Annotated in this window: 25 protein-coding genes and 1 tRNA gene; 6 read left to right on the top strand and 20 right to left on the bottom strand. The window is 54.1% G+C overall.

Annotation, left to right across the window (positions count from 1 at the left end):
• The first annotated feature begins 52 nt into the window (after positions 1-52).
• Complete coding sequence (locus JJL52_RS09495) at positions 53-1369, top strand: amidohydrolase family protein (protein WP_202052172.1); 1317 nt, start codon at positions 53-55, stop codon at positions 1367-1369.
• 115 nt (positions 1370-1484) lie between these two features.
• Here the strand turns inward: JJL52_RS09495 and JJL52_RS21555 are convergent, their stop codons facing one another.
• From JJL52_RS21555 to JJL52_RS21340, 8 genes are all read right to left on the bottom strand, one after another.
• Positions 1485-3926, bottom strand: coding sequence for a methyl-accepting chemotaxis protein (locus JJL52_RS21555; RefSeq protein WP_202052171.1), 2442 nt, complete (start codon positions 3924-3926; stop codon positions 1485-1487).
• 626 nt (positions 3927-4552) lie between these two features.
• A complete protein-coding gene (locus JJL52_RS09485) occupies positions 4553-4966 on the bottom strand; it encodes an ExbD/TolR family protein (RefSeq protein WP_202052170.1) in 414 nt (137 codons plus the stop codon).
• Between the two features lie 6 nt (positions 4967-4972).
• Positions 4973-5635, bottom strand: a complete 663-nt coding sequence (locus tag JJL52_RS09480) for a MotA/TolQ/ExbB proton channel family protein (RefSeq protein ID WP_202052169.1) — start codon at positions 5633-5635, stop codon at positions 4973-4975.
• A gap of 14 nt (positions 5636-5649) precedes the next feature.
• Positions 5650-6438, bottom strand: coding sequence for an energy transducer TonB (locus tag JJL52_RS09475; RefSeq protein ID WP_202052168.1), 789 nt, complete (start codon positions 6436-6438; stop codon positions 5650-5652).
• Between the two features lie 297 nt (positions 6439-6735).
• The gene (locus tag JJL52_RS09470) at positions 6736-7083 is read right to left on the bottom strand and encodes a hypothetical protein (RefSeq protein ID WP_202052167.1); all 348 of its coding nucleotides are present in this window, start codon (positions 7081-7083) and stop codon (positions 6736-6738) included.
• 212 nt (positions 7084-7295) lie between these two features.
• Complete coding sequence (locus JJL52_RS09465; RefSeq protein WP_236994160.1) at positions 7296-8699, bottom strand: efflux transporter outer membrane subunit; 1404 nt, start codon at positions 8697-8699, stop codon at positions 7296-7298.
• A gap of 31 nt (positions 8700-8730) precedes the next feature.
• A complete protein-coding gene (locus tag JJL52_RS09460; protein WP_202052165.1) occupies positions 8731-8997 on the bottom strand; it encodes a hypothetical protein in 267 nt (88 codons plus the stop codon).
• 451 nt (positions 8998-9448) lie between these two features.
• Positions 9449-9640 carry a hypothetical protein gene (locus JJL52_RS21340; protein ID WP_236994159.1) on the bottom strand — a complete coding sequence of 64 codons (192 nt, stop codon included), beginning with the start codon at positions 9638-9640 and terminating at the stop codon, positions 9449-9451.
• 320 nt (positions 9641-9960) lie between these two features.
• Between JJL52_RS21340 and JJL52_RS09450 the strand changes: the two genes are divergently transcribed.
• Both JJL52_RS09450 and JJL52_RS09445 read left to right on the top strand, forming a co-directional pair.
• Positions 9961-11895, top strand: coding sequence for an MBL fold metallo-hydrolase (locus JJL52_RS09450; protein WP_336885054.1), 1935 nt, complete (start codon positions 9961-9963; stop codon positions 11893-11895).
• Between the two features lie 82 nt (positions 11896-11977).
• Complete coding sequence (locus tag JJL52_RS09445; RefSeq protein ID WP_202052163.1) at positions 11978-14197, top strand: pentapeptide repeat-containing protein; 2220 nt, start codon at positions 11978-11980, stop codon at positions 14195-14197.
• A gap of 177 nt (positions 14198-14374) precedes the next feature.
• On the opposite strand, the gene JJL52_RS09440 is transcribed toward JJL52_RS09445, so the two are convergent.
• A tRNA-Gly gene (locus JJL52_RS09440) sits at positions 14375-14449 on the bottom strand.
• A gap of 1313 nt (positions 14450-15762) precedes the next feature.
• Between JJL52_RS09440 and JJL52_RS09435 the strand changes: the two genes are divergently transcribed.
• Positions 15763-16059: an excalibur calcium-binding domain-containing protein gene (locus JJL52_RS09435; RefSeq protein ID WP_202052162.1), complete on the top strand. Its 297-nt coding sequence runs from the start codon at positions 15763-15765 to the stop codon at positions 16057-16059.
• A 48-nt stretch (positions 16060-16107) separates the two neighbouring features.
• Positions 16108-17304 (top strand): Shedu immune nuclease family protein, encoded by a 1197-nt coding sequence (locus tag JJL52_RS09430; RefSeq protein ID WP_202052161.1) that lies wholly within the window; start codon positions 16108-16110, stop codon positions 17302-17304.
• A gap of 250 nt (positions 17305-17554) precedes the next feature.
• Here the strand turns inward: JJL52_RS09430 and JJL52_RS09425 are convergent, their stop codons facing one another.
• From JJL52_RS09425 to JJL52_RS09385, 9 genes are all read right to left on the bottom strand, one after another.
• Positions 17555-18184, bottom strand: coding sequence for a hypothetical protein (locus JJL52_RS09425; RefSeq protein WP_202052160.1), 630 nt, complete (start codon positions 18182-18184; stop codon positions 17555-17557).
• A 69-nt stretch (positions 18185-18253) separates the two neighbouring features.
• The gene (locus JJL52_RS09420) at positions 18254-18517 is read right to left on the bottom strand and encodes a hypothetical protein (RefSeq protein WP_202052159.1); all 264 of its coding nucleotides are present in this window, start codon (positions 18515-18517) and stop codon (positions 18254-18256) included.
• A 631-nt stretch (positions 18518-19148) separates the two neighbouring features.
• Positions 19149-21569 (bottom strand): DUF5906 domain-containing protein, encoded by a 2421-nt coding sequence (locus JJL52_RS09415; protein WP_202052158.1) that lies wholly within the window; start codon positions 21567-21569, stop codon positions 19149-19151.
• A gap of 15 nt (positions 21570-21584) precedes the next feature.
• Positions 21585-22151 carry a primase/helicase family protein gene (locus JJL52_RS09410; protein ID WP_202052157.1) on the bottom strand — a complete coding sequence of 189 codons (567 nt, stop codon included), beginning with the start codon at positions 22149-22151 and terminating at the stop codon, positions 21585-21587.
• A gap of 108 nt (positions 22152-22259) precedes the next feature.
• Positions 22260-23036 (bottom strand): hypothetical protein, encoded by a 777-nt coding sequence (locus tag JJL52_RS09405; protein WP_202052156.1) that lies wholly within the window; start codon positions 23034-23036, stop codon positions 22260-22262.
• Positions 23033-23350, bottom strand: coding sequence for a hypothetical protein (locus tag JJL52_RS09400; RefSeq protein WP_202052155.1), 318 nt, complete (start codon positions 23348-23350; stop codon positions 23033-23035). Before JJL52_RS09400 ends, JJL52_RS09405 begins: the two co-directional genes overlap by 4 nt.
• A complete protein-coding gene (locus JJL52_RS09395) occupies positions 23347-23844 on the bottom strand; it encodes an ash family protein (protein ID WP_202052154.1) in 498 nt (165 codons plus the stop codon). The genes JJL52_RS09400 and JJL52_RS09395 overlap by 4 nt, the downstream gene beginning before the upstream one ends.
• A complete protein-coding gene (locus tag JJL52_RS09390) occupies positions 23841-24098 on the bottom strand; it encodes a helix-turn-helix transcriptional regulator (RefSeq protein WP_202052153.1) in 258 nt (85 codons plus the stop codon). Before JJL52_RS09390 ends, JJL52_RS09395 begins: the two co-directional genes overlap by 4 nt.
• 102 nt (positions 24099-24200) lie before the next feature.
• Positions 24201-24623, bottom strand: coding sequence for a hypothetical protein (locus JJL52_RS09385; RefSeq protein ID WP_202052152.1), 423 nt, complete (start codon positions 24621-24623; stop codon positions 24201-24203).
• Positions 24624-24957: 334 nt separating this feature from the next.
• Here JJL52_RS09385 and JJL52_RS09380 point away from each other — a divergent pair, with 334 nt between their 5' ends.
• The gene (locus JJL52_RS09380) at positions 24958-25200 is read left to right on the top strand and encodes an ogr/Delta-like zinc finger family protein (RefSeq protein WP_202052151.1); all 243 of its coding nucleotides are present in this window, start codon (positions 24958-24960) and stop codon (positions 25198-25200) included.
• A 4-nt stretch (positions 25201-25204) separates the two neighbouring features.
• On the opposite strand, the gene JJL52_RS09375 is transcribed toward JJL52_RS09380, so the two are convergent.
• Together JJL52_RS09375 and JJL52_RS09370 are read right to left on the bottom strand one after the other, a co-directional pair.
• Positions 25205-26218 carry a reverse transcriptase family protein gene (locus JJL52_RS09375; RefSeq protein ID WP_202052150.1) on the bottom strand — a complete coding sequence of 338 codons (1014 nt, stop codon included), beginning with the start codon at positions 26216-26218 and terminating at the stop codon, positions 25205-25207.
• A complete protein-coding gene (locus JJL52_RS09370) occupies positions 26184-26498 on the bottom strand; it encodes a helix-turn-helix domain-containing protein (protein ID WP_202052149.1) in 315 nt (104 codons plus the stop codon). Before JJL52_RS09370 ends, JJL52_RS09375 begins: the two co-directional genes overlap by 35 nt.
• Between the last annotated feature and the right edge of the window lie 17 nt (positions 26499-26515).

Raw genomic sequence — 26515 nt, 5'->3', positions numbered from 1 at the left:
TCCGCGCCCTCTACAAAATACAACCCATACATACAAGAACTTGGAACGCCAGATGAAAAACAACAGGGGATTCTATCAATTGCTTCGTTTGACTATTGTCCTGCTCTTATGGATAGGCGGCAGCCTTCAAGCTTACGCCCATGAAGGCGAACACGACGGTTCTTCGGAAACCGGCAAATTACCCAAATTGGCCAAATGCCGGATCGTGACGGCAGACCGGCTATTCGACGGCTTCGAGCTGCATGAAGGATGGGGCGTGTTGCTGAAAAAGGAAAAAGTCGCCCAGATCGGTCCCATGGTCGAGTTAAAAAGGCGCTGCGCCCGTAAAGACCTTTTGGGAGAGGCGACGATTTTGCCGGGTTTCATCGAGTCGCATGCGCATATCACTTTCCAGAATGTGCCTAAAATAACGGTTTTGCGGAACGGCATCACCACGGTTCAGGATACCGGCGGCCCTTTGCTGCCTCCGTCCGGCGGCGAAGGCCAGTTGCGGCTGTTGAGTGCGGGCCCCATCCTCCAGGCGCCCGGCGGCTATCCGTTGAACGTCTTCGGAGGCGAGGGCGGACTGGATAAAATCGGCTATCCCGTAGCCTCCGCCGCCGAAGCGGAAAATGCGGTACAGCAACTGAGCGACGGCGGTGCGGCCGCGATCAAGATTGCGCTGGAACCCGGCGGCGAACCCGGCGCTCCCTGGATGATGCCGCACGGCGAAAATCCCGTCCCTGCGGCGCCCTGGGCCATGCTTTCCCAGGATATCGTGAATGCGATTGTGGTCAAGGCGCATGCCCTGAACAAACGCGTGATCGTTCACGCCGGCGAGGATACGGGCTTTGAACGCGCCTTGAATGCCGGCATCGACGAGTTTGCGCACATGCCCTGCGCCGCGATCAGACCGGAACTGCTGCAACAGGCCGCCAATACGCCGGGGCTGATCTTCGTGACGACCATCGACACGCTTTCGTCCTGCGTAAAAGACGGTATGGGCGTCCACTCCAATACGGCGCAACTGGCCGCCAAAATAGCGGAGTGCGAGACGGCAACGCCGGGGCAGTGCGCCGGCTTGTTATACGGTTCGGAAATCGGGCACGATAACGTACCCTGGGGCATCAACGGCGAAGAGATGCACCTGATGCTGCATTTGACCGGCGGCCAATCGATCGATTTCGCCGACGTGCTGAACGTATTCAAAGCCGTTACCTCCAAAGCCGGCGAACATCTGGGTGATCCGTTGTTGGGCACTTTATTGCCGAATGCGCCGGCCGATCTGATTGCGGTCAAGGGTAATCCGTTCGAGCGCTTCAAGCTGTTGGAAAATCCGGATCTGGTGATTTCGGGCGGCCGGGTGATCGTCAATCATTTCGAGGAATAAGCGAAACCGCTTCGGACCGAACGGATCGAAGTAAGGACGGTAGGAGCGGCGTCGACGGCGACTGAGTGCGGTAACGCCGCTCCGAATCAAGAAAAGGAATCGTAAGGTTGCGCCGTTAAAACTCAGTCCATTCTGCGCCGCTGGGTGAGCCGGCCAGGGATAAGCCGGATGCATCGCTTTTTTGCGGCACTCCCGGTTGGTTATGCGCCAGGTGCCGCGCCGGTTTCTGCCCGAACGTCTTAGGGGCTGCCGCGGAGAGAGGGGCGATGGAGGGATCGAGGCGGAACTGCCGCATCGCTTCGGTCAGCCGGTCAGCTTGTTCCTCCAGGGAATCGGCGGCGACCGCGGCCTGTTCCACCAGCGCGGCATTCTGCTGGGTCGCTTCGTCCATCTGGGCTATCGCCGTATTCACTTGTTCGATGCCGGAGGTTTGTTTGGCGGAGGCGGCTGCAATTAACGCCATAATGTCGGTGACCTGCTTCACCGAATTCACGATTTCCTCCATGGTCTTTCCGGCTTCGCCGACCAGTTGGCTGCCGTCCTCCACCTTTTCCACCGAATCGCTGATCAGTCCTTTGATTTCCTTGGCCGCCGCCGCCGACCGCTGCGCCAGGTTGCGCACTTCGCTGGCCACGACCGCAAATCCACGGCCTTGTTCACCGGCACGTGCTGCCTCCACCGCGGCATTGAGCGCCAATATATTGGTCTGTAAAGCAATCCCGTCGATTACGCTGATGATGTCCACGATCTTGTGCGAGCTTTCGTTGATGGCGCTCATCGTGTCCACCACTTGCTGCACCACTTTGCCGCCCTTGACGGCGACGTTCGAGGCCGCCAACGCCATGCGGTTGGCCTGTTGCGCATTGTCGGCATTGTGCTTGACGGCAGAGGCGAGCTGCTCCATGCTGGAGGCGGTTTGTTCCAGGCTGGCCGTCTGTTCCTTCGTGTGTTGCGACAGTTCGGCATTGCCCGTATAAATTTTCCGTGCGGCAGTGTGGACGGCATTCACCACGGCTTTGATGTCCAGCACCAGTTGCGACAGGCGCTCCACCGTAGTATTGGAGTCCGCCTTCAATTGTCCCAATAATCCTTGATAGTCGTTGGAGATCGTTTCGGTCAGGTCGCCCTCCGCCACTGCATCCAGTACGCGCAGCACTTCATTCAGGCCTGCGCTGCTGGTTTGCATTAGCCGATTCATGTCGTCCCCTAAATTGCGGAAAAAACCTTGTTTGTTGGCCAGCTCGATGCGCTGGCTGAAATCGCCCCGGCCGGCGGCATTGACGATGTCGGCGATTTCCTGCTCGACAGCTACTTCATCGGTACGGTCCCTCCATTCGACCACCGACCCTAAGCGTTCGTTTTTTTCGTTGGTGACAGGGTTTGCGTTCAAAACGAAAGTGCGAGCTCCCACTTTAATTTGCGCATGATGCGTGCCGGAGAGCGCGGTTAGCAGTTGCTGTTGCCGGGACGGCTGCCGATGGAACTGATCCATATTCGTGCCCAGCAGTTGGGAAACCTTGAATTGGGGCAAGACTTGGCGAATGTCGGCCTCGGCGCGGGTCAGCATATCCACAATCGATTTGTTCAGATAAATGATGCGGCCTTCACTGTCGGCGATCATCACATTGGTGGTGACGTTATCCAGGGCGATACGGATGCGTGTGTTTTCGACGGCGAGTTGCTGTTCTTTATCGCGTAGCGCCAGCTCATTGGTCAGATCCAGCCATTCGGCTACGCTGCCCAGGCGCTCGCCGCTGGCGTCGATGATAGGGTTGGCGATCACCTGCAAGATGCGGCCGCCGAGTTTAAATCTGGCATTATGCGCACTGTTCAGCCGGTCGAGCAGTTCCGCCTGATGCGCCGGTTTTTTATGGAAGCTGTCGATGCAGACGCCGATCAGGCGGTCGGCGCTAAAGCCCGGCAACTGTTCGCGAATCCCTGCCTCGGCGGATTTGAGCATTTGCTTGACGGCCTGGTTCGCGTAGGTGATCTTGCGTTCGTTGTCTACCAGCATGACGCCGGTACTGGTGTTGTCGAGCGCGCTTTGGCGCGTGAGCAACCGTGTGACGGTCTCGCCCGCACCGTTCAGCGCATTTTTGACGGCGTTGAAGTCGCCTTCGTACGCCTCGGCAATCTTGGAAGGGACGTTGCCTTGGCCGATTTCTTCCAGGTAGACTCTGGTCGTTTCAAGCGGTTTTGTCAGCAGTTCGATAAGCTGGTTGACGCGCTCCGCCGTTGCGCGCAGCGTCTCGGGAGGGAACGCTTCCGGGTCCAGGCGCGAAGACAATTGGCCGCGCCGGATGCCTGCGATCAATTGATCGAAAGCCTGTTCGAAGCGGGTCGTCTGTTCGGCGCCAAGATCGTTGGCGCCGCGGTTTTCCGCCTGGCGCCGCTCCAGCGTTTGCCTGTTTTTCTGCAAGGCCAGCATCAACGGCGCTACGACATCGTGGCCTTCAGTATCGATAGGGGCGGAAAAATCGCCGTCGGTCATTCTATCGAGAATCTTGACTGCTTCGTCGATACGCGACTGGACTGCTTTATTGCCGAATAATGCCACGCGAGGTCTCCCTGCTCTTTAAGAGCGTTAAAATTGACGAAAAGAATACGGATTTAGCTCGACAACGTCCTCGATTCCATGGGTTGACCGGCTACAAGGGCGGACGGCTTTATTAAGCTGGCCGGGTGATGATTTAACTCCGCATAGGCCGAGAGCCGAACCTCTTTTTTCAGATTGACCTTTCGAAATGCGCAAGACGGGCTGTTTCGAATATCCGGCGATGGGATCGATCATATCGGTGGAAACGGGATTGGGTATTTGAATCAATCATAGCTTCAATCCGGCTCAATTCAACCTCTTCAATGTTTCGGCCACGATCCCGTTGCGTTTTCGCGGAAGAAAGCCCCCCATCTTACCGCTCAATGCCGTTAAGTTAGGAGAAACTCGTCGTTCCGGCTGGGATTGCCGGACGACTGTAGGGACACAGGAGGTACGAGCCCAAGGAAGGGCGAGGTAGATCGCGTCGGGAACAAGCGATCGACGCCTCCATGGATGGGGAAGGTAGATCACGTCGGGAACAAGCGATCGCGGGCAACGCAAGGAGCAGTTGCCGAATCCGGAAGCCAGGGATGGCAACGACAGAACACATCCCTGCCGGTATGACGCCTTAACTTAACGGCATTGCCTTACCGCTCTACCGTCACGAATGCCAGTTTGGTAATGCCGGCATGTTGGGCGGCGGCCATCACTTCCGCGACTTTCGAGTAGATCACGCCCTGGTCGGCGTAGAGATGGACGGCCGTCTCCGGGTTGTGCCGGAGTTCGGCGGTCAGTTCGGCTTCGAGCGCGGCGAGGTCGGCGAGCGGCTTCTTGTTCAGCGTGACCAGCCCCTGCGCGTCGATGACGAGTTGCAGCGGCGGGTCTTTCTCGTCCGGCGTCGTTTCGGCCGTTTTCGGCAGATTGACTTTGACCGATTGGGTCAGCAACGGTGCGGTAACCAGCAGGATAATCACCAGTACCAGCATCACATCGACCAGCGGCGTAACGTTGATCTCGCTGATCGCGTCCTGTTCTTCGGAAGATTGCGTATTGAAGGCCATGACGCATTATCCTTGTTTGGCCCCGGTGTTGAACACCAGATGCAGAAAGCTGCCGGCGAAATGGTCCAGCGCCTGCCGGTGTTGTTTGGCGCGCCGCCCGAAAAAGTTATAGGCCAGTACCGCCGGCACCGCGACCGCAATGCCGATCGCGGTTGCGATCAGCGCGTCGCCGATCGGCCCCGCCACTACGTCCAGGCTCGCCGAGCCGCTTTGGCTGATTTCGTGCAAGGCGTGCATGATGCCGAGTACGGTGCCGAACAGGCCCACGAACGGCGCCGTGCTGCCGATGCTGGCGAGCAGCGTCAGGCCGCTTTCGAGCGCGTGTTGTTCTTTCTGGGTTTGGATGCGCAGGGCCTGGCCGAGCAGTTCTTCCGGCGAGCCGTGGAATTTGAGCATCCGGCCGGAAGTCGCCTGCATTTCGTTGAGCCAGCCGAAGCCGCGCTGGGCAATGCGTGCCTGCGGTCCGCGGGCTGCCATGATCGGCAGCGCTTTTGCGCTTTCGAGGTCGGAGGCTTCCCAAAACGCGTCGGTGAAGCGCCGGTTCTGGTAGCCGTGGCGGGCGAACTGCCAAATCTTGAATACGATCAGCGACCAGGTGGCGATCGAAAACGCCAGCAAAGTGTAAAGGGTGCCGTCGACGATGACGGTCGGGGCGATATGATGGGGCATTGAATCTCCTGCTATCAATTGTTTAACGTAAAAATGATCGGCACGATTACCGCACTGGCGACCGGCGTGCTGCCGAGCATTGCCGGAATGAATTTCCACTTTTTGACCGCGATGGCCGCCGCCTCGTCGAGGATGTCATGGCCGCTGCTGCGATAAACGTCGACAGTGTCGCTGAGGCCTTCGGCGGATACCTGCACCTTCAGCAAGACTTGGCCTTGCCAGCCGCGGTTGCGGGCCAGGCGCGGATATTCCGGTTTCGGGTTGAAACCGTAATTGGCGCGGAAATTCGCTTCGGTAAAGGTTTCCGCGGGCGGGGCGGCAGATTTTGCCGGCGCAGGCGGAGCGGGGGGTGTCGGCGGGGTTTCGGCTGCCTCGGCTTCGGCTTCCGCTTCCGCAGGCTTGGGTAAAGCCACCGCCTCTTTCGGCAACGGTTTTTTCATGACCGGCTTTTTCTTTGCAACGGTTTTTTTCTTCGGCTTCGGTTTGGGCGGCTCCGGCGGTTTCGGCGGCGCGGGCGGCGCTGCATGGGGCTCCTGTTTCGGCGCGGCGACCAGCGAGACTTCCATCACCAACGGTTTGGCTTGGGCAATCGGTTCGGACGGTGCGAACAGCCAGTGCAGCGCCAACACGTGCAGCAGAAAAACCGCGAGCACGATTTCGCCGAACAGATAGCCGGGTCGTTTTTCACGGCGCAGGCGATTGAGCAGCGCTTGCCAGGAAGATAACGGATGGGAGCTCGTCCCGCCCGGATACACGAAATCCGGTGTTGACGGTCCGCCATGCCGGCTGTTGAAGAATTGCATGAGAATTTTTTTCCGTAGCGTATGAAATCGTTTTTGAGTTTGGCTTCTTCGAAATAAGACGTTTCAGAGCGCAAAATTCCCCACCTCTGTGCGTAAAAATGCGGCATTTGCCACATCAGCCTCCGATTCGAGAAGGAAATCCGATGGTTTTCGGTCTTAGGATGGGGCCAAAATGACTTTTGTTTATTGCCCAAAGCAAGCTTTGGATCCCTGGGCGCCACAGTAAAACCAAGCCCTGGCGTTCAAAACTTGCTTTGAATCCCTCCTTTTTCAAGGAAGTGGTTTATGGCGAAATCCTTATTTTTTTTCGAGTTTCTTTTTGGCGGCTTCGGCTTGCTTGCCGATGCTTTCGACCGTGGCGCGGTATTCGGCTTGCGCCGCGTTGGCGGTGTCGGCGATGACCGCGTTGTCCGCGTTCGCTTCCTTGACCAGGCATTCGTAATACACCTTGGCCTGCTGTTGCCAGGCATTGATCTTCGCGACGCTTTGATTGAAGGCTTCGACGTTAGTTTGATCTATCGCCGGCACCTCGGGCTTGTTGCCGCAGTTGGCGAGCGACCATTTGCCGTTTACGAGGATGCCGGCGCTTACGCACAAAGGTGTCGCCAAGATAAGGCTCAGCAATCGAAGAGGGGTTTGGGTCATCGGTTTTCTCCTGTCAAGTCATCGTTGTAGGGTATGCTATGCATACCATTTTTAAGAATCGTCGGGCTGTGCAAAGCGGAAATCAACAGCTTACCAAGGCTATCCTGCTGGGCTTCCTGACGTCAGCCCAACCTACCGAGGGCGGATTTTTGATCGCCTGCGCCCGGGAACGGATCGCGCCGGACAGTTCGTGCAACATAAAGAATTACGGTTTAAAATCCGCCGCCCAACGCCAGATACAGATCGATCCGGTTGTTCAGCAATTGTCGGCGTGCGGTCAAGTGCGCGCTTTGCGCATTCAAGGTGCTACGGTAGCTGTCCAGCAGCGTCAGAATTTCGATCAGCCCGTGCTGATAGGAATAGATTGCGAGCTTACGGCTGGCGTCGGTTTGCCGGACCGCTTCCTCCAGGGCTTGTTCCTGTTCGCGCAAACGGTCTTCGGCGGCCAGGGTCTGTTCGACTTCGCGGAATGCATTCAACGCGATGCTCCGGTAGCCGTTCAGCGCTTCCTCGGCGCGCGCTTCCTGCAATTGAATTTCGCCGCGCAGCCTCCCGCCGGTGAAAATCGGCTGCACGAGGCCGAGCGCCAGATGCCAGGCCGCCGCGCGCGGATCGATCAATTCACTCAACGCGGCGCTGCCGGTGCCGCCGCTTGCGGTCAGCGCAAAGCGGGGCAGTAAAGCCTTGCGGGCGCTTTCCAAGCGTTTATCGACCGCGCAGAGGCGCTCGAAGGCGGCATTGAGGTCGGGACGCCGTTCGACGAGAGCCGAAGGGATGCCGGCCGGCACCGCTTTCGGCAGCGCCGGCAGCGCTTCGCCGACGGTAAAGTGTCCGTCCGGGTAGCGGCCCAAGAAGACCTGCAACGAGCGGGTCAGATTTTGCACGCGGGTGCGTTGTTCGGCAAGCTGGGCTTCGGCGTTCGCCAGATCGGTCAGGGCCAGGCGTAGGTCCAGGGCGTGGGTCAGGCCGCGCCGGAAGCGCCCGCGTAACAGTTCGACCAACGTGCGGCGGTCGTGCATCGATTGTTCGGCGACCCGGACTTGCGCATGGGCTTCGGTCAGTTCGATAAAGTTCTGCGCGGTGCGCGCGGCCAACGATAGGCGCGCGGCCTGCCAATCGGACAGGGTGGCTTCGGCTTCCTGCCCCGAAGCCAGCTGCGCGGCACGAATGCGGCCCCAGACATCCAGTTCCCACGACAGATCGAAAAGCGCCTCGAATGCGCCGGTTACCGCCTCTCCCGCTCCCGGATCGCCGCGCCGGTAACCGGCTTCGAAAGCCAATTGGGGCCAGCGCCCGGCACCGTCGATGCGCATTCGCGCCCGCGCCGCCTCGACGCGCGCCGCAGCCGCGCGCAGATCGAAGTTGCCGTCGAGGGCGGCGTTCACCGCCTGCGTGAGCCGGGGATCCTCAAATGTCTCCAGCCAATGGTCCGAAGCGGCGCCCTGCCGATGCCGTTCGGCAGACCATTGGGCCGGGAGCGGCGGCAGCGAAGTCAGCCGCTCGCGTTCGGGCGGCGTCATGCATCCCGGCAGCAGCAGGCCGCAGAGCGCGGCAAGGGTGGATTTCAAACGGTGTAAACGGCGTTCGCGTCGAGCGGCTTCCTTTTCGAAAATCATGGTAACAATTAAAAGGAGGATTGGCTTTGTTTCATTGCCGGTCTTCAATTACCCGGCGCTCGAAATAATTTTCCGTTTCTTTACCGTAATCGTTTTGCGAGGGGTTGTAGGCGGATTGTTGAAGGTGTAGCTGGACCTGTAATTCGGCAATTTGCCGATTGGCTTTTTCCACCTGAACGCGTAAATCGCCGATGATTTCCTGCAGATATTGAAAATGAATCTGAAAATAGCGGGCCGACGGAAATGGCGAATCGAGCGGAGGCGAATTTTTTGCGGCTGTACTCCTTTTCGTCTTCATAAAAAATACCTGAAAAATAAAGGGCTGTGACCTGAAAAGTCTTTTTCCTAAAGCCTAAACTGTGTCGGCATGAGGGCATCAGGGCTCATTATCTTTACTAAGACGTTTGAGCAGTGAAAAACCCTCACCTGCGAGGCAAAAAAACCGCATCGCTTGATTCTCTGCGGTAATTTTGTGAAAAGAATTGCCTTACGTCGGCGTGTTCGAAAAACGATTCCCGGAGATTCACCGGCCGGTTGCCGGATCGTGGAAATGGCTTACGCCGTACCGACGGTAAGACGAAATTCCGTTTCCGCCGGAAATCGGATTATGCTATGGCACCGAAATATTAAAGGGCGTAATGGCTGCCGAATCGGCTGCGTTCAGTGCCGGGCGCTCTTTCGCCAGAAGATCAGTACTATGAGTTCTTGGTCCGAGTTCTGCCCGCGCGCCAAAGCTTCGGCGCCGACAATCAGTCCGCTGTATCGGTTTGCGGTTGGTAGTACATGCACAGTTCCTGCTGTTCGATCGCGTTGCGCAGCCGGGTTTCCAGCTCGATGCGTTCCTGAGTCGCGATGGTAAGGTCTTCGGAAAAATAAGCGAAGCCGCCGCGTCCTTGATCTTTGGCCTGATACGAGGGCTTATCGGCATGATCCATCAGCATATCGATGCTGTCTCCGTGCTGTTGGAGCAGGGGGATGCCTATGCTGGCGCCGATCCAGACGTCGCGGTTCTGGCTCAGCTTAAAAGGGCTGGCCTAATTCTTTGCCGATCTCTTTGGCAATCCGCGAGACATCCTGTAGAAAATAGGAAATTTCGGCGGGTATTTACCTATACAATCTTCCGAGGTGCCTGATCATTAACCTGGACTCTTTGCATCGATCAGCATCGGATACCTTCTTGCACGTTCGATTCCCAGGCGAGTCCAATTCACACAGTGAATGCTATGGTTTCCAGATTTCTTTTTCTTTCGTGGGATTTCCCGTGCCTATTCCCTGGTTGTCTTATTCGCCTGCCAACCTTGCCGAACGACTGCTAGCCGGCGGGAAAAGAGTTTTATTGTATGGCGAGACCGGAATCGGCAAGTCCACCTTGACTGCCGAACTGGCGCGCGAACTGACCGGAAGAGGGCTGGACAGCTTCACCGTCACTGCTGATCCCGGATCGCCCGGCTTCGGTTTGCCGGGCACCGTATCCCTGGGGAAGTGGCGGGAATCAGGCTGGCAGGTATTGGCTTTCGAAGCGCTCTGTACGCTGGATGCGGGCCGTTTTCGCCTGCCTCTGTTGGCGGCGGTGCGCAGGTTGATCCAAGAGGCTCCGCCGGGCCTGATGCTGATCGATGCTCCCGGCGTAAGCCGGGGCATTGCAGGCGCGGAATTGCTGAGCGGGATGGTCGAGCTTCTGGGCATCGATACGGTACTGATGCTGAACCGCCGCTCGAAAGCGCCGACTTTGATTGATGAGCTGGGGGCGCTCGGCATCCATCTTTTGCCGGTTCATGCGCATCCGGAAGCCCGCTATCCCGGTAAAAAGAGCCGTACGCACAAGAGAACCGGACTGTGGCGAGCTTATCTTTCTACCGCCGAAGAGATCAACGTCCGTCTCGACGAATTGGGACTGACCGGCACGCCTCCCCCGACGGATGTGCCGGAAGTGTGGGCGGGGCGCCAGTGTGCTTTTATCGAAAACGGCCGCACGGTCGGCTTTGGCGAGATCATCGCGCTGAAGGAGAAGGAGCTTCGAATCCGGTTGCCTATGCCGGCTGCGATTTCCGGAACCTTGCTGGTGCGCGATGCCCATAGCGATAAGAACGGATTGCTCGTCAGCGCGGCGCCGTTCGGTTCGGGCAACCTGCAATTTTTGCCGCCGCCGGACGCGATGCCGTATCCGACGCCCGATTACGGCGGTGGACCGCGGCCGGCAGTCAAATTGCGCGGCCTGTATGCCACGCTGATCAACGGGGTCTTCGGCGACCCGTTGCTGCATCTTCGGATGCAACAGCAACAGCGCAGCCTGCTGTTCGATCTGGGGGAATCGGGCCGATTGCCCACCCGGACCGTCCATCAAGTCAGCGATGTGTTCATCAGCCACGCCCATATCGATCATATCGGCGGCTTCCTGTGGCTGTTGCGTTCCCGTTTCGGGAATTTTCCGAGTTGCCGGCTTTTCGGGCCGCCGGGCTTGATCGGCCATATCAAAGGCATGGTCGACGGCATTCTCTGGGACCGCATCGGCGATACCGGGCCGCGCTTCGAGGTTGCGGAAATCCATTGCGATCGGCTGCGGCGAGCCCGGATTCAGGCAGGCTGCCGGGATTGCGCGGAGCTTCCCGACTTGCCCGTTTCCGAAGGGCTGATTGTGGACGAACCGCTGTTCAGCGTTCGCACGGCCACGCTGGACCACGGCACGCCGGTGCAGGCTTATGCGTTCGAAAGCAAGGCCAAATTCAATGTCGACAAGCAGGCGGTCGCCTCCTGGGGATTTAAGTCCGGCCCCTGGCTCAACGAGTTGAAGCGGCTGATCGCAGCAGGCGCTACTGAAGCAGCGATCCGTTTGCCCGATGACAGCTGCCGACCGGCGAACGAACTGGCAGAGCGCCTGTTGACCGTTGCGCCCGGCGAGAAACTGGTCTATGCCACCGATCTGGCCGACACGCCGGCCAATCGCGAGGCGCTGAGCCGTTTGGCGCGCAAGGCCGACTTTCTGTTCTGCGAGGCCTCCTTTCTTGAGGACGATGTCGAGCAGGCGCGCCGGACCGGCCATTTGACCGCGAGGGCCTGCGGCGAGATTGCGACCCGGGCCGACGTCAAACAATTGGTGCCGTTTCATTTTTCCCGCCGTTATGAAGCGAAGCCCGAAGCCGTTTACCGCGAAATCGGCACCGTCTGTTCACGAGTCGTCGTGCCTCCGGTAACATAGCGGGCATTCAAGCCAAACCCGAAGGATCGATTCGGGACATTGACACTCAAAACCTATTACGCCGCCTTTCGCATTCGCCGCCATGACCAGCCCTGCATTGCCTCCCAGCCCCGAAAATTCTCCGCACATAGAGAAACTGCTGGACTCGGCCAATTCCGCTTCGCAGACGGTGGCGGCGCTGCATGTCGCGTTCATCGCGTTCGCCGCTTATCTCGGCGTGATCGTCTGGGGGACCACGCACGAGGATCTGCTCCGGATCAGTCCGGTCAAGCTGCCGATTCTGGATGTGGAATTGCCGCTGACGGCTTTTTATTCGTTCGCGCCGTGGATGGTCGTGCTGCTGCATTTCAATCTGCTGATGCAGCTGGAGCTGCTTTCCTGCAAGCTCTGGAATCTGGACCGCGATTTGCCGAATACTTCGGCCGGGCAGCAAATCCGCGACCGCCTGTTCATCTTTCCTTTTACGCATTTAATCGTCGGGAGGTCCAATGTCTGGCTGATCCGCTGGCTGCTGTCCCTGATCGTCGGCATTACGATCATCGCCTTGCCTTTATTCATGCTGTTGGCCGCGCAAATCCGTTTTCTGCCGTTTCACGACGAGGCGATCAGCTGGTCCCAGCGGCTCGCGGTCTGGGTCGACGCTGTCATGCTGATCGCGCTCTGGCCGCTGATTGCGTCGCCGCAGGACCGGGCAGGGGAATGGTGGCAAAACTTCGCCTTCAAGCTGTTCGGGTATTGGCCGGCCTCGCTCCACTATTTGTGCGAACTGGGATGGAACCGGCTGGTCCGGGCGATCCAGCGGCGCTGGCCGAACCGGCATCTGCGCGAAGTCGCCCTGCGGCCGGTTCAGCAAACCGGCACCGAACCCAAGGGAATGATCATTCTGATGGTGTCGGTGCCGCTGGTGGTCTTGTTGAGCCTGGTTGCCGTGATACCCGGCAGGATGACCGTCCAAGCCTATTACAGCCCGGCGAGCAGCGATCCTGGAAACGGCTCTCCGGAGCAGGAGCCCGAGTATTTCGAAGACTGGCTGATCCGGAAAGTGCCCGAAACCTGGCTGAGCGTCGCGGTGCATAAACAGGGGGCCATATCCTGCACTTCGCTGGAACAGGCCGAAAAAACCGAAGCTTCGATTCTTCAGGTGATGCTGGGGCCCTGTGCGTGGTTCGACTTGAGCTTTTTTTCGCGCAATCTGAATCTGATAGAAAGACGCCTGGTACCGAAAGAAGTCTCTTTGTCCCTGCTGACGCGTGCAACGGACCCGAACAAGGCAATCCGCGATGCAGCCTTCAAGGAGTTCGACGGCCTTAACCTGCAAAAGCGCGATCTGCGCTTCGCCAATTTGCAGGGAGCCCAATTACCCAAGGCGGACATTCGGCATGTCCAGCTGCAGGGCGCGGTGCTGCTGAGAGCAAAGCTCCAGGGCGTAGCCGGCTGGGACAAGACGCAGCTGCAGGGGGCGATCCTGGGAGGCACGCAACTACAAAGCGCGGTTCTGGTCGAAGCGGATCTGCAGGGCGCGGACCTGCGGGGCGCCGATCTCCAGGGAGCCGACCTGAGTTGGACAAGCCTGCAGAGTGCGGACCTGCGCGGAGCGAACCTGCAGGGCGTGGATCTGCGCGGGGCAAAACTGCAGGGCGCCGACCTGAGAGGCGCGAAACTGCAGGGCGCTACGCTGCGCAAGGCGAATTTGCAAGGCGCGGATCTGGTTTACGCGGAACTGCAGGGCGTAGACCTGGTTTTGGCCGATCTGCAGGGGGCGGAGCTGCGGGAAACGCAACTGCAGGGGAGCGATTGGTCTGCCGCCAATCTCGACGGCATCTTTATCGCCGACCATGTCTCGCTGGAGAGGGATGCACAGCAACAGCGCAGCCTGGAAGAGATGCTGAAACCGTTACTCGATGATGAAAAATTCAGTGCCCTGCAGAAACGGATGAGGAATGTCGGCACCGGTTTGTCGCCGGGCAAAGCGGCCAGCCGGACAAATTGTTACAGCGATCACCGCGTCTTGTTGGGATGCAAATACAATAGTCCGGCGCAGCTGGATGTTTATCGCACCAAAGTGCTGCACCCTAAACTGATCGACCTGGCTTGTTCGGATCCGGCAATTGCAACCGGCATCGCGAGGCGGGCTTTCAACAACTCGACGGAGGATAATCCGGATTTCGGACTGGCGGCGGCCCTGCTCAAAGCGCTTGAGGTACGGAAACCCTGCGCAGGCTTGGCCGGCTTGCCGGAGCAGACCCGTCTCAAACTGCAGGATACTGCGGAGCTCCGGAAAAATGCGGAAAAATCCCAATAACCGCACTGGCGGTGTCGGCTATAGGTGGCGTATTCGGCTCGGGTTTTCGGCCGGTTGCGGCGGATTTCGAAGGGGAGGGATAATGCCGAACGCCTCCAAGCCTTTAAGATTGCGCGACACTTTATTTGTTTTTTGATATAAAAAAGCCGCGGGTTCCGCGGCATTCTTACTGTATTTTGGAGCGGGAAACGAGATTCGAACTCGCGACCCCAACCTTGGCAAGGTTGTGCTCTACCACTGAGCTATTCCCGCATGGGTACGATGTGGAGGCTGCGACCACTACCGCAACATCCTTTGAAAGTCTTTAAATTGCTGAGTTTCAGAGAAATAGGACTTTCGAGTTACCCCAAAAGTTACCCCTGCCTCAGCAAAAGAGGGGCTATTTTAAGGGATGATTCAAAGAAGGTCAAGGAACATCGGGAAATAAAAACCGCATTTTTTGAAGCCAGAAAAAGAAAAATCCCGGAGATAAGATTACCCGGCGGCTTGGCGGAAAATTTTTTTTCCGGAAGAAAAACTTTTTTTTCACGTTCCCGATGTTCCCAATGTTCCCGGCTTCGCCGTTTGGGCGATCGCGCTCGCTGCCGGCGCTGCGCACTCCCTTTTTGGCGGCCCTGAGCGAGTCCAGCGGATCCCGATCGCCGGCGGTCGCCGGGCAAAATTTTTATTTCAGGGAAAAAACTTCTGAATCACGTTCCCAATGTTCCCAATGTTCCCGTGTTCGCCTTGTTTGGCGGTTGAGGGGGAGTAAAGCGGCGCCCGATCGGGAGGTGTTCATCCGGGAAAAATTTTTTTCTGGGAGAAAAACTTCCGAAGCACGTTCCCGATGTTCCCAATGTTCCACCAGTCCAGCCATTCATCATTAACAGAGACGCTGCCAGAAACCGCCATAAATTGCCATTAGATTGCCATCCCTAAGATTATTTATTTAGAAAAAACAGTGGTTTATAAGTTGTTGTCTGAAAGGTGGTGAATTTCGAATTTATTCGATGGTTTTTAAAAAAGTCTTATAAAACAAAGGCTCAGCTTATGAGCTGAGGAATACGGCTGCACAAAAACAGAATTCATTTACTGGCAAACACCCCGCGGTATTCATCCAAAGCGGCCGTTTGTTCAGTATTGAAATTTAGAAAATAGCCTACAATTACAAAGGCTTATATAATGAAAGAGCGGCTTGTTCGTGGCGGGAGTAGATGGCGGCGGTATTTTTTAGCGGAAGTCGCGCGGGCGAGGAGGAGTGAATTTGGTCGTGTTGCCGGCGTCTTAAGCTGTTTGGTGTGATGGAGAGTAAACCTTGGGCTTTATCCGATGGCTTAACAATTGATCAATCATTGACAGGCCGAGTTCGACCCTTTTCGGTCTCTCACGACTTACTGATTGAACGTCTGTTCAAAGTCCGTATGCGGTCCCTTGTTTAGGAGGGGTGTTTTTCGTTAGTAGTAGAGATTGCTATCGACAATTAAATACCGTAGCATTCAGTTTAACAAATTGTCAGAGTGGCGTTATACACCTAAATGCGTGTTTACTTAACGTTAGAGCCAATATCAAGCAAGAGAGAGCGGCGTATGAATAGAATTATCATAATACTCATTGTTTTAGGGCTGGGTTGGTATAGCAACCAAAAATACCGAACCCATCAACAAGAATTGCTATTTGATACATCGGAAACAACAACTGATTATGTTGCCAGTTCAGAGTCTGATATCCCATCAAACAATTCTCAATTTAAGTGTGATGGTAGAACCCATTGCTCTCAAATGACTTCGTGCGAGGAAGCAACATTTTTTATAAACAACTGTCCTGGCACTAAAATGGATGGTAATAAAGATGGTATTCCTTGCGAGCGGCAGTGGTGTCAATAACTGTTAGCTCTACGTTTGCTTTCCAAGTAGTCTTCGAAGAGTATTAATATGACCTGTAATCAGTGCATAGGATTAGAAGATATTGAAGATTTAAGTATGCCTTACGTGGTCAGGACATGTAGTGCTTGTAATAGGGAAATTACGCTAAGGGAACCTGGTGATAATGGCCATGGGATTAAGGTCGAGAAAGGAGACCGCTTTGTCTTCCCTGCCGGTTTTTTAAAAGTCTCTGCAAATCCCTTAAAGTCAACCGGCTATTTAACCAAACATGGGTTGGCATGGTTCGCGAAGCTTATATTCATAGAAGAGCTTGAGAAAAACCCAGATAACATAGACCTTTTCATACAAGCAAATGAGGAATACAGCGAAAAAATCCTTAGAGATGCAGGCTTGTTTGATGGACTGGATTTGTATTTGGAAGAAGGCGCTAACGAGTTGTTCTCTAGACTTGAAAAAGAAAAGGATGGGTTGGAGTGGTGGGCCTATTGTTTTGGATTTTTCAACGATATTGCTAGAGATGCAATCAAGGAAAATGATGCGAGGAAGGCGGCTTGGGCAATGCGCGCAGCTGAAAGGTGCAGATCAATGTGCGTATTTAAGGAAAGTCTTGAAGAAGTCGTATGGATGGGGCATTCCGCTGGTCGTATTATAGAAGTAATCCGCAAATGGCATTCAAATAAGAATAATAACAACAGTAACAAGGAGGAGTTTTGGCAGGTAATCTTTAATGAAAATCCTTACATATTGTCACAGGTATTCTCTGTGCCAGTTGTTTTTCTCAAAGACAGGGCTTACGTAGGCGGGATGAATATTGAAGGTTCAAAGGCTAAACTTGTAGATTTCCTATTTGCTAACCAGTCTTCTAATGATGCACTTCTGGTGGAAATTAAAACACCAGCAACTCAGATGCTTGCCAAAACAAAATATAGAAATGGCGTTTATAATCCGACAAAAGAGCTATCTGGCTCTATTTTACAGGTGCTCAATTATAGGCGTGAATTAGCCAAGAATTATCAAAATTTAACTTCGGAATCTGGTAAAAAATTGGATGTATTTAATCCAAAGTGCTTAGTGATAATTGGAAACTCTGAAGCTGAGCTAGATGATGATGAAAAGAGAACTTCGTTTGAGCTATATCGAACGAGCATGAAGGATGTGGAAATAGTCACTTTTGATGAATTGTTCAAAAAAGCTGAGACTCTAGCTACCTTATTTAATCTAGTTTGGGAAAGACAACAAATATAACAATGTAAATAAATAGAATGAATCAAAGTTGTGCCTCTGCTGCCAGCATTATGACTGGCAGTTTTACGAGATTGACCGGTCACTCATTTGAACACTTTCATCGACAGCTTTTGGCCGGTTTGAGCCAATCGACTTCAAAGAACCTTTTCCAGCTTTAATTTTTAAAGAAATACTGAAAGCGAACTGTTGCCAATGCCAATGCGATGGCAGTTCAGTCCGCAATCAGTTTTAAAGGATGGGTAAACCGCGATCAGCCCTGTTGCTCGATCAGTTCGCCGATATGCTGCCGGGCTTGAAGCAGATCCGGGATGAAATCGATCGGTCTTTTCTGGTTCGGGAATACCCGCCGGCACAGCGCTTGGCCGATCGCCTGGTAGACGAATTCCTGATTGCGTTGGCGCTCACTCAGAGAGAAACCGCCGCTTCGCCCGCTGGATGCGACCACCGCATGCGCCAGGTCCTGAATTCGGGCACTTGCCAAGGCGACCACCTCATCGGCAAACTGTTCGCCTAAATCGGCCGCGGCGCGCTTGAGCCATTCATGCTGGTTTCTGCGGTTTTTTTGATAGTCCACATTAATGAGCGCCAGCGCGCCTTTTTGGGTGGCGATCGCTTCGCCGAGCAGCTTCACTTTGGTTTCCTTTTCGGCAATCTCCCGCTTCAGTTCCATGAACCCATCGGCCGACAGCCGGCCGATCGCCATGTCCCGCTGCGCCGCCGCGAGCCGGTCTTGCAGTTCCTTCAGTTGCTCGCGCGCGTAGGCCAGATCGTCTTCCAGCTCGGCGATTTCGGCCTGCTTTTCTTGCCGCCTTTCGTCGAAGTGTTCCGTGTTGCCTTTCGCTTCCCGGTAGTCGCGTTTTTTTAAGTGCAAATCGTTCATAGATTGATGTTCCTTCAAAAGAAAAAAGAAAAGGCGGCAGGGGATCGCCCTGCCGCTTGATGGGTTGGATTAGAGAGGGAGCATCTCATCGATCTTTTTGAAGAGTTCTCCGGTTTTTTCCATCCTGCCGGTAAGCTGCCGCATATCTTTTCCCTGCGGATCCAAGCCGAAGGAAAAATCCTCAAATTCACATTGCAACGACTCAAATTCGAATTTGATATCGTCGAAAGTTTCATTGCCTTTGTCTTGGCTAAAGTCGACCAGTCTTTCCATAATGTTATTCAGTCTGCTCCGGCAGTCCGATAAAATTTCGTTGTTCATTTGTTCGCTCATGGGTTTACTCCGTGTAATGAATGAAAATAGGGTTTGCGGTAATTAATACGTCATTTATCAGTGAGTGCCTCCTTTCAGTCGATGAGTTAAAGATGCCGGGTCGGCGACCTGTGGCCGCCCGGATGCCGTCCGCCTAACCACGCTAGGCGGGCCATCCTTCCAAATCTGAAAAGATACCTCTCCAACCAGCGCACAGGCCCGGCCATTTTTTTCAAAGCGAAGGCGTTCGGTTTTAAAAAATCGGCTGCAGGGCAAAGTGGTACAGCAAATCGGCTTTTTTGTATCTTTCCGGTTTGGAAAAATTCTAAGAATTTGTAACATACTGATTATGTTGAATATTGCATTTTGAAAAAATTGTGGCGTAAAAAACGCGTTTTCTGGCATACCAACTGTCCCACTGTACCAAAACCCAGTAAATCCGCGGCTTTGAGGGGGGTACAGTTGATTTGCCGAGTGGTACAGCAAAAATGCCATGACCCGGTGTTTTTTACTCGCATTCAATTCGCCTTTGGTTTAGTTGGTATATCTCGGTACAGTTATAATAAATATTGCTGTACCACTTAAATTACTGTTTCTAAATGATAAATTTTCACTGGTACAGTTGGTACACCGCCCAGCCTGGTTAAACGGGTTATTCGGCCAGATGCGTTTCCGGAATATCGAGCAAAGCGGCGAACCGCTGTACCAACTGCGCCCGGTCCGGAAGGTCGTAAAACTTGCCCAGGCCGCGATCCGATCTGCCTCTAACCTCTATATTCATCCTCGCCATCATTCGGCCGACGACATTTCGTGCGGCCGCCTTGTGAATTTTTGACCCATCCTCGGCACTCCACGCGATAAATTCATCGATCAATTCGGAGGCCGTGATGCGGGCCCGTCCGCCGAAAGGCTCCGGACGCAAAATTTCGGTGAAGAAAAAGCGGTGAATGCCGCTGAGGTTTTCAATTTTCTCGGCAATCAGGGCTTCGGTTTGCGGGCACTTGTACGGGTTGAAGTCGGAAATATCGACCTGCAGCAGGTAATGCAGCAGTTTGGCGGCCCCCTCGTTTTTGATCCACGCCCACAGTGCCGTGAAATACTCGGTATCCTGGGCCAGCGCATCCGACGGCTCCAGTACCAAATAGCGCCGCTCGCGGATATCCGCATTCAGCACCTTGGCATGGTTGCTGGCGAAGATCAGCCGGCAATAGTTCGGCAAGGGCTCGATCTCCAGGCCCTTTCGTTCCAAGTTCACCGTCGGCTCGGAAATGATGCCTTTCAGCTTGTCGTTCACGTGTGTGTCGGTTAACTCCACCTCATCGGCAAAAATGAGCAACCGGCCGGCGACCACGCCGTTAAAGCGGCCGGCAATCGCATAGGCGCCATTGGTCTTGTTGCCGTGCACGCCGAGTATTTCCAGCACGGGCTCAACCATCGTGCCCTTCCCCGTGCCTGGGGTGGATTTCAGCAAAATGGCCACGCTGGGTTTTTGCTGGGGGCGCTGAAACAAATGCGCCAGCCATTGCACCACGTACTTGAACGCCACCGCGTCGCCGGCGCACATGATATGCTCCAGATGGTAGAGGTACGGGCCACAATCCCCCTCGATCGGCTGGACTTTCCAGCCCTGGAACAGATTGAACACCTCTTTCGGGCAAGTGCTCGGGTCCGGGAAAAAGCCCGTCCCGCTGGGGAAATAGCGTTTTGACGGCCATTCCAGCCAGGCTTTACCGGCGTTTTTGCGTTTGCCGATGCCGACTAGCCGCTGATGATAGAAGCGCTTGTTGAATTCTTGCGGGCTTTCAAACGTAAGGGTAGCGCCTTGGACTTGGCAGAATTTGTAGCTGGCAATGAGATTTCTTCCGCCTAAAAAGACGTGCGCGTGGGAGGCATCGATTTGCTTCAAAAACTTAACGTCCTCTTCGCTGAGGGTCGTCCCATCCGGCAGTTCCGTCGCCTCGTCTTTACCGGTCCCGGCGTTCGGCTTGGGCTGGGTGGCGGCTTTCTCGCTCGCTTTCTGTTGGGCTTTTTGCTCGCGGAACAATGCCTGATTGTGTCGAGTGATGTCCGGATTCCAGGCGAGCGCGGCCGCCCAATCGCCGCCGCATTGCAATAGCCGGAAGCAATCGAACGCATCATGCGCAAAGCCGTCGTTCAAGACGTCGCCGCCGTGCGAATAGACCCGCTCCAGCCCGTCGGGGAAATCGCTCAACAACACGGCCGCCGGCGCTTTCGACGAACTGCCCGGCCGGATGAAGCGTTTGCCGCCGGCCGGCTGATAGCCGTTTTCCAGCAATACGGAGGCCACGCTTCTGGATTCGTTAAACGCTTTGATGGGATCCCGCGACCCGGGCAAATTTTCGCTGTTCCGCGGCGGGTTGGGCGACACGTTGGCCGGCCGATCGGCGGCGCCCAATGCGGACGCCAAACAAGGCAGCCAGGCGTCCCAATGGGCAAGCATGTCGAGCAAGACGTCCGGAATCGCCGGGATCGCCGCCGGATCGCCGATGAACTGGTAGGCGCCGCCGTCGGGATGCCGGCCGAAGATCACGTCCTGGCAATTTCCGCAGCGCAGTTCGAAAACGACCTGGCCGCCCTGCTTGAATTGCTTGAGGCCGACCGGCCCGGCGCTCTCAGGCAGCTTGAACAACACTTTGCCGCGATTGGGCTTGGGGCTTTTAATCTCCGCCCGGTCCGGCGCGTTTAGCCATTCCGAAAGGCGCATACCCGCGACCTCCTCGAAGACCTGGGCGGCCAACTGGACATTGTCCAGATCCAGGGCCAGCGTCTGGCTTGCGCCGTGGTAGAGCCCGAAATTGCAGTTCTGGCTGTTTTTCAGCACAGCCGGGTCAGCGGTGTAGCCGGCGAGATTTTGTGCGGTTCTGGGCTTGTTCCAGCCCGGATTGCGCGGCGCTTTGGTGGGGTTGCCGTCGACGGCCGGGATTTTGACCAACGCCAGCCCGGCGGCACAGCAAGCCGCCAGCAGATCGGTCCCCTGCCAGCCTTGGGTGTTGTCGGGGCTTAGCGCCTGGCCGGCGGCCCTCTTGTATCGTGCAGACTGAGAATCATCCATAACGTTGCTTGCCTCTCAGCGTTGAAGGGGTAAAAAGCCACCGATCAACCGGCCGTTGGCCAGAAAGCTGTGATGGCCGCGCTGGTCGATGAATTGCAAATTGACCAGTTGCCCCATCTCGTTAAAAATCCGGAGGACCAAGGCGTTTCGGTAAAGGCGGGCCGATTTCATCAACAGGGATTTTTGCTTTAAACCGGGATGTTGGCGCAGATCGTGGATCGGTTTAGTCCGCGCCCAAATACGCTGCGCATGGCCGGCCGCTTGTTGCTGCCGCTGAATGAATTGCTGTTTGCGGCGTTGCCGCGCCGCCATAACGACTTTGTACAATTTCGGCGAGAAATCGCCCGGATCTCCGGACAGCGTCCAGAAGAACGCCCGGCCGGTGATGAGGTCTTCAAAGTAGCCGGAAGCCGCCGTTTTGCTGTCGATGCGCAAGGCGTAGATCCCGCTTTTTTGGCCGTGCTGATCGCCGTCCGTTTTGAAGGCATGGGTTTTGCCGTCGGGTAGAGGGGACTGGATAAACGCCCCATAATCTGCCATTTCGGCAACAAAAGCCGTGATAATAGTTTCGAAAATCGTCATTTTTCGTCGTCCTTGCCGGGTTGGCCCGCCTGCCGGTTCGGGCTGCAAGCGCCCTTACGGGGCAGGCAGGGCCTGCGCCGGCGCGTCTCGAGTGAGCGATCGCCGGCGTTACGCCTGCGGGTTCTTTTTGCTGGCCTGATGAAACGCCTTCACCACGCTGTTGATGTCGGCCAGTTCATGCTTGACCGTCATCAGCGCGTAATACACCGAGTCGTCGTTGAGCCGCGGCGCGTCGGCCTCGGCGAAAGCGTTGCCCAGCATCGTGAGGACTGCATCGGCTTTCTGGCTCATAAAACCCACGGTCTCGCTTAAACCCAGCGCGTCGGGAGTGTCGGAGAACAGCCCGAAGCGGTGTCCGAGATCGGGCCGCGTGTCCTGATCGTCGTCTTCGAAGTCGTAAAAAACGGCCTGGACGCGTTCGGCGGCCATAAACAGCGCGCGCAGATCGGCCTCGGCCAGCGTGCAGGTTTTATCGGCCTGCCGGCACGCGTCGGCGGCTTCGGACAGGGACAGGAACGCGGCGCTGACGGCCTCGAAAGGATGCTGGACGGAACCGGCTTGAGAGGTCGCGTTCCCGGTTTCAATGCCCAGCTCCCACAGGGCCGATTCCAACACGTCGTAGAGCAGGTAAATTAAATCGCGCAGCTTCTCGTAAGCGGCCGCTTTTAGCGCGCCTTGGGCGTAAGCGGTCTGACAGGCCTTGAACTGGATTTCGGCATGGCTGAACACGCCCAAGGCGCATTTCAGCGCGACCGGCAAGCGGCTGGCGGTTTGGCGTTTTAATTTGTGGCGGCCGGCCGCGGTGGCGCCGGGATTACGGCCTGAAAAGACGGCCGGGTGGAACACGGTAGCGGTTTTGTTTTCGGGGGTGGTCGGAGCTTTCATTTTAGCCCCCCGGTAATCACTTTAGTTTTTGCTAATACCTGCTTTCGGGTGAGCTTCCGCCTTTTTTTGGGCGCCGGAAAGTTTTCCTCTTGACTGACTTTCTCGCGGATCGATTTGGACACGAGAATAATTTTTTCAGCATGATTTTCAAGAAGTTCAAGCGTCTCCTTTGATACAGGTTTACCCATAGAAAAGTCTCTGATGAGTAACGAAAAAATCCCTGTAACAGCGGTTATCTCATTGTTCAGTTTGACCGCAAAATCGGTCATACTGACTGACGGGGTATTATTGCCGGTGTTGTTAGGAGTGCTCATGACAAGGCCTCCATCCGGGAAAACTTCACGATCAGGGAAGGGAATTCGGCCAGTAAGCCTGAGACTTGGGTAAAGGTTAAATCGGTGCCGACCAGCTGCTGGCCGTGATCGGTGCGTTGGATAAGGTTGAACAGGGATTGACGCGGGGTAAGGCGTAACTTGGGCGCACTTGGGGCGTATGTAGCCATAGCGGTTTCTCTTGGGTATATGGATAAACCGCCGCCAACGACTGCGAATTGTTGGGCGGCGACGCGTAACAGGTTCGCAGTACCGGCCCAAGAACCGGCCAGCCTTTTGAGGGGCTGCCCATTACGCGCCACCATAACAGAAGACAAACGGCGTAAGGCCGCCTGTATTTTTGATGGACACAAAAAAACCACTTTGAATAGTGGCCTTTGAAGGCTTGGGTTGTCCGGGCTGCGAAACCCGACTTTCGTTTTTTGCGAAAGCGGGGACAGCATAGCGCTGGCGGGAAGGGGCGTCAAGAGGTTCATGCGGAAACCTCTGCTTCCAAGGAAGCCAACAGGGCGCGTATTTCCGAGACCGGATAGACACGGCACCGGGGTGATAACAGCTTGCCTTCCGGATATTTCCCGGACTTGACGCCATCCAGAAAAGTGGTCTTTGAAATGCCCAGCACAGCTAAAACCGAGGGCAATCGAACAAAGCCTTCTTCCGGTAACGGTGCCGGCGTATAGGTAATTTTATTGCGCGGTTTTTGCTGAGTTTTTTCGGTATTGACAGCCATGCGTTGAACTCCTTAGAGTCTGTTCGTTTAAATGCATGGCTATCCTATTGGGCGCTTTTTATTTTGTCATGGACACGAAGCCCTATTAAATGTCCATAATGCCTAAAGATAATCTTCTATACTTTCAGGTTTTGGCTTCATTCTCTGATAAATCTTTATTGCAGCGTCTTCGCTTATTCCCCATATTTCGGCAATTTGCCTTGCTGCGCCGGCTTTATTTAAGTCAGCCTTGGCGGTATATCGATCGTCACAGGTAAGCGGTATACCTTTAGATATTAAGTCGGAAATCAGAGAATAAATTCTTAGATGATGGAAATATTTCTTACGCTCTTTGCCTTTAGCTTTGATCTGGCCTGACAGTACGCCCGCTATGAATCTTCTTGTTTTAGGAGTTAACTTAATATCAACCCTATCGATTAAGTTAATTAAATGCTCAATGCTGCCGCCGCTCTCAAAGTAATGTTTCTTTACCCAGTACAATTGTTCATCAATTTCTTCAAAAGGTGTTTCTCGTGGGATACGCAAAGTTCTCACTCCGTCCAAGTGAAAGCCGTCAGGAAGGGTTAACCGGAAACAGGTTGACGATACCCGCTTATCGCCCCGTCGGGCTATCCGGTCAGTCTGGGATTATAACAAAGGGATTTTTAAGCCCGCCAGTAGTATTGGGGCCTATGAGGGTAAAAAAGAAAAGGGAAAATGAGGAAAAACCGGAAACTGGCCACGAGGACGAAGACGTGCCCAGTTTTCGCTCCCTTCGAGTTGAGCTATCCGGTAAGGCAATCATAACAAACCGATGATTCTCTGCAACATTTTTTTGCGGTAGGGCATAATAGCGCGACTTTACCGGATAAGGATCCTCATGCGTATCGAATGCCCGCACTGCCTTCAAAAAGCCGTCATCACTTCCCGCAACAACTTAACCGAAGCGAAAACCGTCGTCGACCTGTACTGCAAATGCACCAACCCGGCCTGCGAGGCAACCTTCGTTTGCATAATGAGCTTCAAGCACGACCTCAACCCGCCGGCCAAAACCACCGCCCAAATCGCCCAAAACCTGCTCAATCATTTAAGCCAGGAAGAGAGAGCGCAATTGCTCGGTTAAAAATCTAGGTATTATTTTTCGCTAATTTTTTATTTCTTGATACTTTACATTTGCTATTTCTATTAGCTACCACTTCATCCCATTCTTTACGATATTGTGAAATAATACTTACACGTTTAGCTTTATATTGTGATTCTATATGTTCTGCCTCTGATAGTCGACCGACTAAGCTTGCAAGCATTTTCTGTCGAAGAGGGCCAACAGAAATTTTTAGCGCATCTATAAGTTCCCTAATTTTTTTTGCACGCTCATGAGGTAAACATACTTTCTTATTATATACAACTAAACCAGTAATTATTGCTGGTTGATCTTTATAAATTTTAATTTTGTGGTATCCATAACCATGTTTAAAAATTTCCATTGCAATTAGGGTTAAAAGCGCTGGCGAAGCATTTTCCCCTGAAATTGTAATATCATCAACATATAGAGTTAGTTTACATTTTTCTTTTTCGCAAATAATCTTGATTGAATCAAACAATTGCTGATTTGCTAAAAATGACAAGATTGGGCTAATGCAGCTACCTGTAGGGAGGTGTGTCCCATAATTATTAGTTTGAACTGTACAAATTTTTGCAAGAATTGTTGCGATATCTGAAGAACACTTTAAAGTATTTAAGAAAAATCCATAAATACATTGAAATTTTATTGAAGGAAAAAATTTTTTAATATCTATTTTTAAGATATTTGAAGATTTACGGTGTGCTTCTGCATTTGTTAAATATGAACGCTTTTTTATGGCTGAGTGAATATATTCAGGCGGCGCAATTCTACTAAAAAATTTTAGTAGCCGCTGATGGATAGCAAGGAGGTCACCGATAGGCTCCGTTATGAAGCGCTTTGTCTTTTTATCAACAAAGATCCTGTATTGGGAGCACAGCTTTGATTTATCAGGTGAAGAGATTATCGAAACATCAACATTAAGTAATGCTGCTAATTTTTTTTTGTTTGATAATCTATATAATGGGGAAAACTCTATTTCATATCTATGGGGTGTTTTTGATCTCCTTGATGTCATCATTGTCTGATATCCACTCCAACACTTTCAACATTTTTTTGGAGAGAAAAGCTCGTGCTTTACTCTTACTGTGGGATCCGTCAAGTGTTTCAGAGAAAACAACCAACGATGATAAAGGTACTTTAAAAAAATCAGCGTATTTTTGCAATATATCCAAGGACGGTTCCTTTTTACCTGATTCTATCTCGGAAAGGTACGAAGTCGAAATGGATAATTTAGAAGCAAGCTGAGCCTGATTTAGATTATGGTATTGACGAATTAATTTAATAGCTTTAGAAATCATAATTACACCCTCAAATG

The organism is Candidatus Methylomicrobium oryzae (assembly GCF_016745425.1).
Classification (GTDB): domain Bacteria; phylum Pseudomonadota; class Gammaproteobacteria; order Methylococcales; family Methylomonadaceae; genus Methylomicrobium; species Methylomicrobium oryzae.
Note: the sequence above shows the minus strand (reverse complement) of the source record. Positions and strands in the feature narration are given on the sequence as shown.

What these genes read in the sequence shown, in the direction of transcription:
- JJL52_RS09495 (WP_202052172.1), top strand. Translation starts at nt 53, where the DNA reads ATGAAAAACAACAGGGGATTCTATCAATTGCTTCGTTTGACTATTGTC.
- JJL52_RS09485 (WP_202052170.1), bottom strand. Translation starts at nt 4,966, where the DNA reads ATGGCCTTCAATACGCAATCTTCCGAAGAACAGGACGCGATCAGCGAG.
- JJL52_RS09480 (WP_202052169.1), bottom strand. Translation starts at nt 5,635, where the DNA reads ATGCCCCATCATATCGCCCCGACCGTCATCGTCGACGGCACCCTTTAC.
- JJL52_RS09475 (WP_202052168.1), bottom strand. Translation starts at nt 6,438, where the DNA reads ATGCAATTCTTCAACAGCCGGCATGGCGGACCGTCAACACCGGATTTC.
- JJL52_RS09470 (WP_202052167.1), bottom strand. Translation starts at nt 7,083, where the DNA reads ATGACCCAAACCCCTCTTCGATTGCTGAGCCTTATCTTGGCGACACCT.
- JJL52_RS09465 (WP_236994160.1), bottom strand. Translation starts at nt 8,699, where the DNA reads ATGATTTTCGAAAAGGAAGCCGCTCGACGCGAACGCCGTTTACACCGT.
- JJL52_RS09460 (WP_202052165.1), bottom strand. Translation starts at nt 8,997, where the DNA reads ATGAAGACGAAAAGGAGTACAGCCGCAAAAAATTCGCCTCCGCTCGAT.
- JJL52_RS21340 (WP_236994159.1), bottom strand. Translation starts at nt 9,640, where the DNA reads ATGCTGATGGATCATGCCGATAAGCCCTCGTATCAGGCCAAAGATCAA.
- JJL52_RS09445 (WP_202052163.1), top strand. Translation starts at nt 11,978, where the DNA reads ATGACCAGCCCTGCATTGCCTCCCAGCCCCGAAAATTCTCCGCACATA.
- JJL52_RS09435 (WP_202052162.1), top strand. Translation starts at nt 15,763, where the DNA reads ATGAATAGAATTATCATAATACTCATTGTTTTAGGGCTGGGTTGGTAT.
- JJL52_RS09430 (WP_202052161.1), top strand. Translation starts at nt 16,108, where the DNA reads ATGACCTGTAATCAGTGCATAGGATTAGAAGATATTGAAGATTTAAGT.
- JJL52_RS09425 (WP_202052160.1), bottom strand. Translation starts at nt 18,184, where the DNA reads ATGAACGATTTGCACTTAAAAAAACGCGACTACCGGGAAGCGAAAGGC.
- JJL52_RS09420 (WP_202052159.1), bottom strand. Translation starts at nt 18,517, where the DNA reads ATGAGCGAACAAATGAACAACGAAATTTTATCGGACTGCCGGAGCAGA.
- JJL52_RS09415 (WP_202052158.1), bottom strand. Translation starts at nt 21,569, where the DNA reads ATGGATGATTCTCAGTCTGCACGATACAAGAGGGCCGCCGGCCAGGCG.
- JJL52_RS09410 (WP_202052157.1), bottom strand. Translation starts at nt 22,151, where the DNA reads ATGACGATTTTCGAAACTATTATCACGGCTTTTGTTGCCGAAATGGCA.
- JJL52_RS09405 (WP_202052156.1), bottom strand. Translation starts at nt 23,036, where the DNA reads ATGAAAGCTCCGACCACCCCCGAAAACAAAACCGCTACCGTGTTCCAC.
- JJL52_RS09400 (WP_202052155.1), bottom strand. Translation starts at nt 23,350, where the DNA reads ATGAGCACTCCTAACAACACCGGCAATAATACCCCGTCAGTCAGTATG.
- JJL52_RS09395 (WP_202052154.1), bottom strand. Translation starts at nt 23,844, where the DNA reads ATGAACCTCTTGACGCCCCTTCCCGCCAGCGCTATGCTGTCCCCGCTT.
- JJL52_RS09390 (WP_202052153.1), bottom strand. Translation starts at nt 24,098, where the DNA reads ATGGCTGTCAATACCGAAAAAACTCAGCAAAAACCGCGCAATAAAATT.
- JJL52_RS09380 (WP_202052151.1), top strand. Translation starts at nt 24,958, where the DNA reads ATGCGTATCGAATGCCCGCACTGCCTTCAAAAAGCCGTCATCACTTCC.
- JJL52_RS09375 (WP_202052150.1), bottom strand. Translation starts at nt 26,218, where the DNA reads ATGATGACATCAAGGAGATCAAAAACACCCCATAGATATGAAATAGAG.
- JJL52_RS09370 (WP_202052149.1), bottom strand. Translation starts at nt 26,498, where the DNA reads ATGATTTCTAAAGCTATTAAATTAATTCGTCAATACCATAATCTAAAT.